This window comes from Roseomonas sp. GC11, from assembly GCF_024437745.1.
Taxonomy (GTDB): Bacteria; Pseudomonadota; Alphaproteobacteria; order Acetobacterales; family Acetobacteraceae; genus Pseudoroseomonas.
Genome location: NZ_JANFNY010000118.1, coordinates 1 through 10,773, shown reverse-complemented (window position 1 = coordinate 10,773; position 10,773 = coordinate 1). Strand labels below are relative to the sequence as shown.

The 10,773-nt window shown below is 71.0% G+C and carries 11 protein-coding genes; 5 read left to right on the top strand and 6 right to left on the bottom strand.

What is annotated here, in order from left to right:
• Nucleotides 1–100: 100 nt before the first annotated feature.
• A complete protein-coding gene (locus NON00_RS22705) occupies nt 101–1,015 on the bottom strand; it encodes a sulfite exporter TauE/SafE family protein (protein WP_256025054.1) in 915 nt (304 codons plus the stop codon).
• Between the two features lie 180 nt (nt 1,016–1,195).
• Between NON00_RS22705 and NON00_RS22700 the strand changes: the two genes are divergently transcribed.
• The gene (locus NON00_RS22700; protein ID WP_256025053.1) at nt 1,196–2,791 is read left to right on the top strand and encodes a bifunctional UDP-sugar hydrolase/5'-nucleotidase; all 1,596 of its coding nucleotides are present in this window, start codon (nt 1,196–1,198) and stop codon (nt 2,789–2,791) included.
• Nucleotides 2,792–2,891: 100 nt separating this feature from the next.
• Here the strand turns inward: NON00_RS22700 and NON00_RS22695 are convergent, their stop codons facing one another.
• Entirely contained in the window at nt 2,892–3,158 is a 267-nt protein-coding gene (locus NON00_RS22695; protein WP_256025052.1) for a Nif11-like leader peptide family natural product precursor, read from the bottom strand.
• Nucleotides 3,159–3,167: 9 nt separating this feature from the next.
• A complete protein-coding gene (locus NON00_RS22690; protein ID WP_256025051.1) occupies nt 3,168–3,461 on the bottom strand; it encodes a Nif11 family protein in 294 nt (97 codons plus the stop codon).
• A 302-nt stretch (nt 3,462–3,763) separates the two neighbouring features.
• On the opposite strand from NON00_RS22690, the gene NON00_RS22685 reads away from it, so the two are divergent.
• The 3 genes from NON00_RS22685 to NON00_RS22675 are packed head-to-tail and all read left to right on the top strand — an operon-like array spanning nt 3,764 to nt 5,887.
• Nucleotides 3,764–4,522 (top strand): amino acid ABC transporter ATP-binding protein, encoded by a 759-nt coding sequence (locus NON00_RS22685; RefSeq protein WP_256025049.1) that lies wholly within the window; start codon nt 3,764–3,766, stop codon nt 4,520–4,522.
• A gap of 11 nt (nt 4,523–4,533) precedes the next feature.
• Nucleotides 4,534–5,214: an amino acid ABC transporter permease gene (locus NON00_RS22680; RefSeq protein WP_256025048.1), complete on the top strand. Its 681-nt coding sequence runs from the start codon at nt 4,534–4,536 to the stop codon at nt 5,212–5,214.
• A 13-nt stretch (nt 5,215–5,227) separates the two neighbouring features.
• On the top strand, nt 5,228–5,887 hold the full coding sequence (locus tag NON00_RS22675; protein ID WP_256025047.1) for an amino acid ABC transporter permease: 660 nt from the start codon (nt 5,228–5,230) through the stop codon (nt 5,885–5,887).
• Between the two features lie 42 nt (nt 5,888–5,929).
• Here NON00_RS22675 and NON00_RS22670 read toward each other — a convergent pair whose 3' ends face one another.
• The gene (locus tag NON00_RS22670) at nt 5,930–7,123 is read right to left on the bottom strand and encodes a multidrug effflux MFS transporter (RefSeq protein WP_256025045.1); all 1,194 of its coding nucleotides are present in this window, start codon (nt 7,121–7,123) and stop codon (nt 5,930–5,932) included.
• A gap of 97 nt (nt 7,124–7,220) precedes the next feature.
• On the opposite strand from NON00_RS22670, the gene NON00_RS22665 reads away from it, so the two are divergent.
• On the top strand, nt 7,221–7,985 hold the full coding sequence (locus NON00_RS22665) for an IclR family transcriptional regulator (protein WP_256025044.1): 765 nt from the start codon (nt 7,221–7,223) through the stop codon (nt 7,983–7,985).
• A gap of 126 nt (nt 7,986–8,111) precedes the next feature.
• Here NON00_RS22665 and NON00_RS22660 read toward each other — a convergent pair whose 3' ends face one another.
• Together NON00_RS22660 and NON00_RS22655 are read right to left on the bottom strand one after the other, a co-directional pair.
• Nucleotides 8,112–8,747 carry an acetyltransferase gene (locus tag NON00_RS22660; protein WP_256025043.1) on the bottom strand — a complete coding sequence of 212 codons (636 nt, stop codon included), beginning with the start codon at nt 8,745–8,747 and terminating at the stop codon, nt 8,112–8,114.
• On the bottom strand, nt 8,734–10,578 hold the full coding sequence (locus NON00_RS22655; protein WP_256025042.1) for a potassium transporter Kup: 1,845 nt from the start codon (nt 10,576–10,578) through the stop codon (nt 8,734–8,736). The genes NON00_RS22660 and NON00_RS22655 overlap by 14 nt, the downstream gene beginning before the upstream one ends.
• Nucleotides 10,579–10,773: the final 195 nt, after the last annotated feature.

Genomic DNA, 10,773 nt, shown 5'->3' with positions numbered 1-10,773 from the left:
GGCTGCGCCTGCGCGGCGGCGGGTGCCGCCGCCAGGGCCTGCGCCGCCAGCAGCGCCGCCAGCACCACCCCGCGCGCGGCCGCGGGGATGCGCCGCCGCGTCATGACGGGATCGGGCCCACGGCGAAGGGGTTCTCCGGCGTGGCCAGCAGCCCCCAGAGCAGGCTCAGCGCCACGCCGAGCACCAGCAGCCCGAGCAGGGCGCGGGTTTCCTCGCCGCGCAGGCGGGTGCCCATGCTGGCGCCGAACTGCGCCCCGGCGACGCCGCCGATCAGCAGCAGCAGCGTCAGCACCACATCGACGCTGCCGGTGGAAATGGCCTGGAGCAGCGTCACATTGGCAGCGACGAAGACCACCTGGAACAGCGAGGTACCGATGACCACGGCGGTGGGCATGCCGAGGAGGTAGATCATCGCCGGCACCAGCATGAAGCCGCCGCCGACCCCCATGACGGCCGAGAGCACGCCGATGCCGAAGCCCACCAGCAGCGGCGGGATGATGGAGATATAGAGCCGCGACTTGCGGAAGCGCAGCTTGAAGGGCAGGCCATGCATCCAGAGATGCGCGTGCAGGCGGGCCGGCGCCGTCTGCCGCCGCCGCCGCAGGATGGCGCGCACGCTCTCCCGCACCATCAGCCCGCCGACGGTGCCGAGGATGACGACGTAGAAGACGGAGACGGCGAGGTCCACCTGCCCCTGCCGCCGCAGCCAGGCGAAAAGCTGCACCCCGGCGGCCGAGCCGCTGACGCCGCCGGCCAGCAGCACCAGCCCCATGCGCGGGTCCACATTGCCCCGCCGCCACTGCGCGATGAGGCCGGAGACGGAGGCGCCCAGCGTTTGGTTGGCGCCCGAGGCCACCGCCACGGGGGCGGGGATGCCGATGAGGATGAGCAGCGGCGTCAGCAGGAAGCCGCCGCCCACGCCGAACAGGCCGGAGAGCCAGCCGACGCCGAAGCCGATCCCCAGCAGGAGGAAGGCATCCACCGACATTTCGGCGATCGGCAGATAGACCTGCATCGCGTGTTCCGTCTTCTGGCCGGGGCGGCGGCCTGGGTAGGGCAAGGGGGCAGGGCAAGGAGGCAAAGGCGGGTGTCGGCCCACCCGCCGCACCGCACAAGGGACATTCCGAATGCGGCAAGTCTTGGGCTAAAGCGTAAAGGCTGGCCGGGTTGACCGGCTTTTTTCGGGAATCCTCGCATGTCGTTCTCCCGCCGTGCCCTTCTGGCCACAGCCCTGGCCTCGCCCCTCGCCCTGCCGGCGCTCCACCGCGCCCGGGCCGAGGCCGCGGGGCGTGTCAGCCTGCTGCATCTGAACGACCTCCATTCCAAGCATGACGGCCAGCAGGGCAGCGGCGCAGCCTGCCGCGCGGACCGGCCCTGCCTCGGTGGCTCGGCCCGCCTCGCCAGCGGCTTCGACCTGCTGGAGGCCGAGGCGCGCGCCGAGTCGCGCCCCGTGCTGCGCCTCGATGCCGGCGACCAGTTCACCGGCAGCCTCTTCCACACCGCCCACCAGGGCCGCGCCGAGGCCGCCATCCAGCGCGCCATGCGTGGTCAGGTGATGACCCTCGGCAACCATGAATTCGATGGCGGGCCGGAGCGCCTCGCGGCCTATGCGCCGCTGATTCCCTTCCCGATTCTCTCCGCCAACCTCGATGTCTCGCGCGAGCCGAAGTTGCAGGGGCTGTTCCGCAGCCATGTGGTGTTCCGCCAGGGCGAGATGCGCATCGGCGTGGTGGGCGTGACGACGGAGACGACGCCGCAGGCCTCCAGCCCTGGCCCGACGCTGGCCTTCCGCGATGCCAGGGAGGCGGCGGCGCGCGCCATCGCCGCCATCCGCGCCGAGGGGCCGGCCACCATCGTGCTGCTCTCCCATCTCGGCCTCGCCGATGACCGGAAGCTGGCGGCGGAACTGGCCGGGGTGGATGTCATCGTCGGTGGCCATTCCCACACCCTGCTGGCCGACCTGCCGGATGCCGATGGCCCTTCCCCCACGCTGGTGGATGGGCCGGACCGGCAGGTGCGCATCGTCCAGGCCGGGGCCTTCGGCCGCTGGGCGGGGCGCTTCGACCTGGATCTGGCGGCGGATGGCCGGGTGCTGTCGCATGGCGGCCGTGTCCTGCCCATCACCCCGGACCTGCCGGAGGAGGCGGCGGTGGCGGCCATCGTGGCCGAATACCGCGCGCCGCTGACGGCGCTGCGCGCCCGCCCGGTGGGGCAGAGCCCGGTTTCCCTCCCCAACACCGATTGCCGCAAGGGTGAATGCGCCCTGGGCAATGTGGTTGCGGAGGCGATGCTGGCCGCCGTGCCTGGTGCCGAGATCGCCGTGACCAATGGTGGCGGGCTGCGCGCCGGCCTGCCGGAGGGGCCGATCTCGCTGGGCGACGTGCTGGAGGTGCTGCCCTTCGGCAATACCCTGGCCACGCTGACCATCCGTGGCGGCGACCTGCGGGTGGCGCTGGAGGCTGGCCTGTCCCGCTATGCCGAGAATGGCGGTGGTTTCCCGCAGGTGGCCGGGCTGCGCTACAGCTTTGACCCGGCGGCGCCGGCCGGGCAGCGCCTGCGCAGCCTGGAGGTGGCCGGCGGCGGCGGCTTCGTGCCCTTCGACAATGAGCGCGCCTACCGCGTCGTCACCAACAACTTCAACCGGCGCGGCGGCGATGGCTATACGAGCTTCCGCGACAAGGCGCTGGAAGCCTATGACAATGGCCCGCCGCTGGAGGATGTGGCGGCGGCCTATCTCGCCGCCGGTGGCGCGGCGCGCACGCGGCTGGACGGCCGCGTGACGAAGCTTTGAGCTAAAATTTTCTGTCAGTCTGGCGTCCCGCTTTAGGCCTGAGGCGGGACGCTGACGGAAAGAAGTTTTTTGGTTCTTTTTTCCAAAAAAGAACTCTTCCCTAAGACACGACTCCCAGAAGATCCGCGAGGATGTGCGGCAGGCCATGGCCTGTACCGCCGGTGATCGTGTCCAGTTCTTCATCCTCCAGCATTTCCACCTTGGGGCGGGCCAGCATGGCGGCGGTGATGTCGTAGCCGTGGCGGCGCAGCACCAGGGCGGCTTCTTCCACGTCCTGGCATTGGCGCAGCGGGATGGAGAGGGTTTCGCGCAGGCCGGGGAGTTTCTGGAGATCCTCGGCGAGGCGCTGCAACTCGGTCTGTATCATCGATGGCCTTCAGAGGGCGCCGCGCAGGGCGGGGAGGCTGGGTCTCTGGATGCTGTTGAGCAGATCCTGGAAAAAGCCAAGGGTCGTGGCGCCGCCGCTGCCGGCCGAGACATGGTCGAGCATTTCGTCGGTCAGGGCGGCGGGGGAGAGAGCTTCGGCGCTGATGGCGTAGCCGTGGCTCTGGAGCAGGCCGGCGGCCTCGGTCACGCCGCGGCACTGGCTGAGCGCGGCGGCGATGGTCTCCCGCAGGGCTGGCTGGTCCTGCATGTCCTGGGCCAGGCGATGCAATTCCTGAGAGCTCATGCGTCTTTCCCTGCCTCTTCTCTGCTTCTTCCCTGGGCGGCCCTGCCGGGCCGGTTGGTGCTGCATCATAGCGCCGGCCCTTGCCGGGGCAGACTGCGCGGTGGCTCAATCTACCGGTTGCTTTGTCTCTTTCGGTCTCTTTCGCCGGGGGTTTGTGCCGGTGGGCGGCAAGCCGTGGGTGGGGTTGTGCCGAGAATTGGCACAAAATTTGCTTTAAATTTTCATCCCCGGCTTTGCGGCGCCTTTCCCCTCGCCTATAGCGGTCCCCGCCGCACCATCCTCCCCTCCGCCGAGGAGCCGCCATGTCCGCCCCCCCGACCGCCCCGCGCCCCATCATCGACGCCCGTGGCCTGTGGAAGCGCTTCGGCGCCACCCCGGTGCTGAAGGGGGTGGATTTCAGCGTGGCCGAGCGCGAGCTGGTCTTCATCATCGGCCCCTCCGGCTCCGGCAAATCCACCCTGCTGCGCTGCCTCAACCGGCTGGAGGAGCCGGATGACGGCTCCATCCATGTGGACGGCATCGAGCTGCTGAGCCCGCGCACCGACATCAACGCCGCCCGCCGCCGCATCGGCATGGTGTTCCAGGGCTTCAACCTCTACCCGCACATGACGGCGCGGCAGAATGTCATGCTGGCGCTGCGCAAGGTGCTGGGGAGGGGCAAGGCCGAGGCCGCCGGGATCGCCGCCGCCGCCCTCGCCCGCGTCGGCCTCGCCGAGCGGATGGAGCATTACCCGGCCCAGCTCTCCGGCGGGCAGCAGCAGCGCGTGGCCATCGCCCGCGCCATCGCGCTGGAGCCGCGCGTCATGCTCTTCGACGAGCCGACCAGCGCGCTGGACCCGGAGCTGGTGGGCGGCGTGCTCAACGTCATGCGCGAGCTGCGCGAGAGCGGCATGACCATGGTGGTGGTCAGCCACGAAATGGCCTTCGCCCGCGCCGCGGCGGACCGCGTGGTCTTCATGGCCGATGGCCAGAAGCTGGAGGAAGGCCCGCCGGCGCAGATCTTCGGCGCGCCGCGGCACGAGCGCACCCGCGCCTTCATCCGCCAGATCGACCGGCATTGAGGGTGGCGGCGATGGGCGGGCTGGACAGTTTTCTTTTCTCCTTCTTCAACGCCAAGGTCATGGCCAGCTACCTGCCGATGATCGCGCAGGGGCTGGGGCTGACGGTGCTGCTCGCCCTGCTGGTGGTGGTGGCGGGGCTGGCGCTGGGCCTCGCCCTGGCGGTGCTGCGCTGCCTCGGGGTGCGGCCGCTCAACCTGCTCATCATCTTCGTGGTCGATCTCTTCCGCGCCCTGCCGCCGCTGGTCATCCTGGTGCTGCTGTTCTTCGGGCTGCCGGCGGCGGGGATCTCCGTCTCCGGCTTCGCCGCCACCTGGCTCTCCCTCACCCTGGTGCTGATGGCCTTCTCGGAGGAAATCTACTGGGCCGGCATCACCGCCGTGCCGAAGGGGCAGTGGGAGGCGGCGCGCTCCACCGGCCTCACCTTCTTCCAGGCGCTGCGCATGGTGGTGCTGCCGCAGGCGCTGCGCATCGCCATCCCGCCGCTGACCAACCGCACCATCGCCATCACCAAGGGCACGGCGCTTGGCTCCGTCGTCGGTGTCTCGGAGATCCTGGGCGCGGCGCAGAGCGCCATGTCCTTCTCCGCCAACCCGACGCCGCTGACCATGGGCGCCATCGCCTATCTGGTCCTGTTCATCCCCGTCGTCGCGCTCGGCCGCTGGATCGAGACGCGCTTCGCCTGGAAGCGCTGAGGAAAACCCCGCCATGGACGAGTTCCTCTTCGCCTTCCTCAATGGCGAGATCCTGCGCGAGGCCTGGCCCATCCTCTGGCAGGGCTTTCTCTACACGCTGGCGCTCTCGGCCATCACCGTGCCGCTCGGGCTGCTCGGCGGGCTGATCCTCGGGCTGCTCTCCACCTCGGGGCCGCGCGCGGTGCGCTGGGCGGCGGCGGCCTGGACGGACCTGTTCCGCGCCATCCCGCCGCTGGTGCTGCTGGTCTTCCTCTATGCCGGGCTGCCCTTCGCCGGCATCGATGTCGGCGCCTGGGGGGCGGTGGCCATCGGCTTCTTCCTCAACACCGGCGCCTATTATGGCGAGGTGCTGCGCGCCGGCCTCGGCAGTGTGCCGCGCGGGCAGATGGAGGCGGCGCGCTCCACCGGCCTCTCCCACGGGCAGGCCCTGGCCTATGTCGTGCTGCCCCAGGCGGTGCGCAACGTGCTGCCCGACCTCGTCAGCAACACGCTGGAGGTGGTGAAGCTCACCTCCATCGCCTCGGTCGTGGCCCTGCCGGAACTGCTGTTCCAGGCGCGGCAGGCGCAGAACGCCACCTACAACGCCACGCCCATCGTCGCGGCGGCGGTGGCCTATTTCGTGCTGCTCTGGCCGGTGGTGCGGGTCATCTCGCGGCTGGAGAACAAGCGGTAGGCGCCGCCGGGGGAGGCTGGGCCTCCCCGAGGGGCCTCCCCCTCAGCGGCCCGCGCGGCGCGGCAGCAGGAGCACCAGCACGCCGGCCAGGGCGAAGGCCAGCATCACGCCGGACAGCGCCAGGGCGGTGCGGCCATCGTAGAACAGGCCGACCAGCGCGCCGGAGAGGGCGCCGGCCAGCATCTGCAGGGCGCGCAGCGCCGCCGTCGCCAGCCCGGCGCGGCTGCCCATCGGGACCAGCGCCTCATGCGCCGCATTCGGCGCCAGCAGGCCATAGCCCCCCACCGCCAGCGCGGCCAGCGCCACGAAGGGCACCATCCCCAGCGCCCCCGCCAGCGACAGCCCCACCAGCCCGGCCGAGGCCACCGCCATCACCAGCGCCGAGGCCTGGATCATCCGCGGCGAGGACACGCCGCGCTTCACCAGCACCCCGCTCAGCGCCGAGCCGAGCATGGCCGCCAGCGCGGAGCAGGCGAACATCAGGCTATAGGCCGCGCCGGAGGCGCCCATATGGCCCATCAGCACCGCCGGGGAGCCGGAGATATAGGCGAACATCGTGCCGAACCCGGTGGCGTTCAGCAGGGTGGGCACCAGGAAGGCCCGCTCCCGCAGCACGCCCAGATAGCCGGAGAGCAGCGCGGCCGGGCTCATCGCCGGGCGGCGGCTGGCCGGGGCGGTCTCGGCGAAGCCCAGCGCCACCGCCGCCACCAGCGCCAGGCCGCCCAGCGCCAGCGTGCCATAGATCATCCGCCAGCCGCCCAGCGCCATCACCGCCGTGCCCAGGATCGGCGCCACGATCGGGCCGACATTCAGCACCATCGTCACGCCCGTCATCCGCAGCCGGGCCTCGTGGCCCTCGAACAGGTCGCGCAGGATGGCGAAGGGCAGGGTGGCGCCCGCCCCGGCGCCGATGCCCTGCACCAGCCGCCCCGCCAGCAGCAGCGGCGTGCTGCCCGCCAGGGTGCAGGCCAGCCCGCCCAGCAGATAGACCACCAGCCCCGCCAGCAGCACCGGCCGCCGCCCGAAGCGGTCCGAGGCCGGGCCCAGCAGCAGCGGCCCCGTGGCGAAGCCCAGCAGGAAGAGGCTCAGCGTCTGTGCCGCCTCGCTCGGGCTCGCGCCCAGCTCCGCCTCCAGCGCCGGGAAGCCGGGCAGGCCCATGTCGATCGACAGCGGCGGCAGCGCCGCCAGCGCCCCCAGCAGAAGGGTGAAGGCGGTGGAGGAAGGGCGGATCGCCATGCTCGGTCCTGCATGCGGTGATGCCTGAGGCGTATCGTGATGCGGTTGTTGTGACAACCGCAATACGGTACATCCTCCCGCCCAGGGAGGACATGGCATGCAGGAACCAGCCGCGCCTGGAACAGACCCCGTGTGCGATGCGGGGGGCGATGCGGGCGGCATCCAGGTGATCGCGCGCGCGGGGGCCATTCTGCGCCTGCTGGCCGAGCATCCGGCCGGGCTGAGCCTCGGCGCCATCGCGCGTGGCACGGCGCTGCCGCGCTCCACCGTGCAGCGCATCGTGGCCGCGCTGGAGGCGGAGCAGCTGGCGCAGGGCGGGGCGGAGGGGGTGCGGCTGGGTCCCGCCCTGCCGGTGCTGGCCGCCGCCGCCCGCCCATCCCTGGCCGAGGAACTCCGCCCGCGCCTGCTCGCCCTGTCGCGCGCCCTGGGGGAATGCGTGGTGCTCTGCCGGGCGCGGGGGCGGGAGAGCGGGCTGCTGCTGCGCATCCTGGCCGAGACGCAGGAATTGCGCGTCGTGCCGCCGGATGACGTGTCCTTCCCGCTCTCCTGCACCGCCAATGGCAAGGCGCTGCTGGCGCTGATGGAGGATGCGGCGGTGGCGCGGCGCCTGGGGCCGGAGCTGCCGCGCCTGACCCCGGCCTCGCCGCGCGATCTGCCGGCGCTGCTGGAGGAACTGGCCGCGGTGCGCCGCACCGGGCTGGCCTATGACCTGGAGAGCCACAGCGCCGGCATCTGCGCCATCGCCGTGGCGCGGCCCGGGCCGGAGCCGCATTCCGTGGCGGTGGTGGTGCCGGCCGTGCGCTTCGCGTTGCAGCGGGCGCGGGTGGAGGAGGCGCTGCTGGAATGGAAGGAAGAGAAGTAAGCGTTCTTTTTTGAAAAAAAAGAACCAAAAAACTTTTATCCGTTGGCGTCCCGCCGTGCCGGGAGACGGCGGCAGCCTGAAAAAGTGTTTTTGCTTCTTTTTATTTATAAAAAGAAGGTTTTTGATTTACTTGGCAGGAACACCCGTTACGGAGGCCCCGCCCGGCACATCGCCGATGACGGCGGCGCCGAGGCCGATGGTGGCGTCATCCCCCACCCGGCAGCCGGGGCGGATGCCGGCGAGGATGCCCACCAGCACCCGCGCCCCGAGGCTGACGCCGCCGCCGAGCACGGCGCCCGGGGCGATGTGGCAGGCCGGGCCGGTGGTGCTGTCATGCTCCAGGATGGCGCCGGTGTTCAGGATGCTGTGCGGCCCGAGGCGGGCGCTGGCACCGGCCACGCTGCGCGGCATGGCGATGCTGCCCGCGCCCAGGCTGGCGGTGGAGGCCAGAACGGCCGAGGGGTGGCGCAGCGCCGGCAGGGCATAGCCGAGGGCCAGGAGTTCCTCCCCCAGCCGCTGGCGCAGCGCGTTGTGGCCGAGGGCGACATGGGCGGCCACGGCCCCCTCCGCCCGCAGCGCCGCCGCGCGGGCGATGGGGCCGAGGAGGGGAAGGCCCGGCAGGCCGGGGCTGGCGGGGTTGTCATCCAGCACGCCCAGCGGCGGCGGGAAGCCGGCATCCCGGAGCACCTCCAGGATGGCCCGGCCATGCCCCCCGGCGCCGAGGATCAGCAGCCGGGGGAGGGGCGCCTCAGATGGCGACACGGACGCCGAGCTCGACCACGCGGTCGCTCGGGATGCGGAAGAACTCGGTGGCGGGCATGGAATTGCGGCTCATCACCGAGAAGAGCCACTGGCGCCACGCCGCCATCTTCGGCACGGCGGCGGCCACCAGCGTCTCGCGGCCCAGGAAATAGCTGGCCTGCATCGGCTCGAACTCGACGCCGTATTCGTGCAGCGCCTCCAGCTCGCGCGGGATGTTCGGGCTTTCCTGGAAGCCGTAGCGCAGCATGACGCGGTGGATGCCCGGCGCCAGCTCCGTCACCTCGCGGCGCTGGGGCGCCTGGGGGATGTCGAGGTTCTCGACGGTGACGAACAGCACCCGCTCATGCAGCACCTTGTTGTGCTTCAGGTTGTGCAGCAGGGCGGCGGGGACGTAGTCGGCCTGACCGGTCATGAAGACGGCGATGCCGGGGACGCGGATGGTGCGCGACTGCGGCAGCCGCGCCAGGAAGGACTTCAGCGGCAGGCTGTCCTGGCGGAAGCGGGCGAAGAGCAGGTCCCGCCCGCGGCGCCAGGTGAGCATCAGCAGGAAGAGCCAGGCGCCGAGCAGCACGGGCACCCAGCCGCCCTCCGGGATCTTCAGCACGTTGGAGATGAAGAAGGAGCCATCGAGCAGGAAGAGCGGCGTGATGGTGGCGATGACGGCGGGGCGCGACCAGCCGAATTGCCGCCGCAGCACCAGCCCGGCGAGGGCGGTGGTGCAGATGAAGGTGCCGGTGACGGCGATGCCATAGGCCGCCGCCAGGCTGTCCGAGTCGTGGAAGGACACGACCAGGATGACGACGCCGACGAGCAGGGCGAGGTTGATCTGCGGCATGTAGATCTGGCCCTCCTCCGTCTCCGAGGTGTGGAGGACGACGAGGCGGGGCAGGAAGCCCAGCTGCACGCATTGCCGGGCGATGGAGTAGGCGCCGGAGATCATGGCCTGGCTGGCGATGATGGTGGCGCCGGTGGCGAGCAGCACCAGCGGCAGGCGGAACCATTCGGGCGCCAGCAGGTAGAAGGGGTTCTCCAGCGCCGAGCGGTCGGAGAGGAGCAGGGCGCCCTGGCCGAAATAGTTCAGCGTCAGCGCCGGCAGCACCGCCGCGCCCCAGATGATGCGGATGGGGCGGGCGCCGAAATGGCCCATATCGGCGTAGAGCGCCTCCGCCCCCGTCACCGCCAGCACGACCGAGCCGAGGGCGATGAAGGCGGCGAGGTGGTAGCGCAGGCAGAAATCGATGGCGTAGTGCGGTGAGAGGGCGAGCAGCACATGCGGCTGCTGGACGATCTCGATGAGGCCGAGCAGGCCGATGCTGCCGAACCACAGGGCGGTGACGGGCCCGAAGACCTTCCCGATGCTGTGGGTGCCCTTGTACTGCACCAGGAAGAGCGCCAGCAGCACGCCGAGGGAGATGGGGATGACGGCCTTGTTGAAGGCCGGAGAGATGACCTTCAGCCCCTCCACCGCCGAGAGGACGGAGACGGCCGGGGTGATGATACCATCGCCGAAGAAGAGCGAGGCGCCGGCTATGCCGACGAGCATGACGAGGAGGCGCCCCCGCTCCCCGCGCGCCACGCGCAGGGCGAGGGCCATGAGGGCGAGGATGCCGCCCTCTCCCCGGTTATCCGCCCGCATGACGAGCAGGACGTATTTCACCGAGACGACGAGCACCAGCGACCAGAAGATCAGGCTGAGGATGCCAAGGATTTCCCATTCCTCCAGCCCGTCCGAGGCGAAGTGGAGGAGGGAGGCCCGCAGCGCGTAGAGCGGGCTGGTGCCGATGTCGCCATAGACGACGCCGAGGACGCCGAGCAGAAGGGCCGGGGTCATCGGGCGGGAGGTATGGTTCTGGGTCACAGCCGTGCCGCGTTCATTTCGCGGCAAGGAGTAAGATGTGGCGCCGGTCCGGTGCAAGAGGGATGGCGGGCTGTGTGCGCGGGGGGGGGCGGATGGCGGGGTCCGGGGGGACCCTGTCCCCCCGGCGGAGGGGTCTGGGGAGGCGGAGCCTCCCCAGAGAATCTTCTT

Excerpts from the sequence above, each read along its gene's own strand:
- NON00_RS22670 (WP_256025045.1), bottom strand. The coding sequence starts at position 7,123 with ATGGCGATCCGCCCTTCCTCCACCGCCTTCACCCTTCTGCTGGGGGCG.
- NON00_RS22675 (WP_256025047.1), top strand. The coding sequence starts at position 5,228 with ATGGACGAGTTCCTCTTCGCCTTCCTCAATGGCGAGATCCTGCGCGAG.
- NON00_RS22665 (WP_256025044.1), top strand. The coding sequence starts at position 7,221 with ATGCAGGAACCAGCCGCGCCTGGAACAGACCCCGTGTGCGATGCGGGG.
- NON00_RS22685 (WP_256025049.1), top strand. The coding sequence starts at position 3,764 with ATGTCCGCCCCCCCGACCGCCCCGCGCCCCATCATCGACGCCCGTGGC.
- NON00_RS22700 (WP_256025053.1), top strand. The coding sequence starts at position 1,196 with ATGTCGTTCTCCCGCCGTGCCCTTCTGGCCACAGCCCTGGCCTCGCCC.
- NON00_RS22680 (WP_256025048.1), top strand. The coding sequence starts at position 4,534 with ATGGGCGGGCTGGACAGTTTTCTTTTCTCCTTCTTCAACGCCAAGGTC.
- NON00_RS22695 (WP_256025052.1), bottom strand. The coding sequence starts at position 3,158 with ATGATACAGACCGAGTTGCAGCGCCTCGCCGAGGATCTCCAGAAACTC.
- NON00_RS22690 (WP_256025051.1), bottom strand. The coding sequence starts at position 3,461 with ATGAGCTCTCAGGAATTGCATCGCCTGGCCCAGGACATGCAGGACCAG.
- NON00_RS22705 (WP_256025054.1), bottom strand. The coding sequence starts at position 1,015 with ATGCAGGTCTATCTGCCGATCGCCGAAATGTCGGTGGATGCCTTCCTC.
- NON00_RS22655 (WP_256025042.1), bottom strand. The coding sequence starts at position 10,578 with ATGACCCCGGCCCTTCTGCTCGGCGTCCTCGGCGTCGTCTATGGCGAC.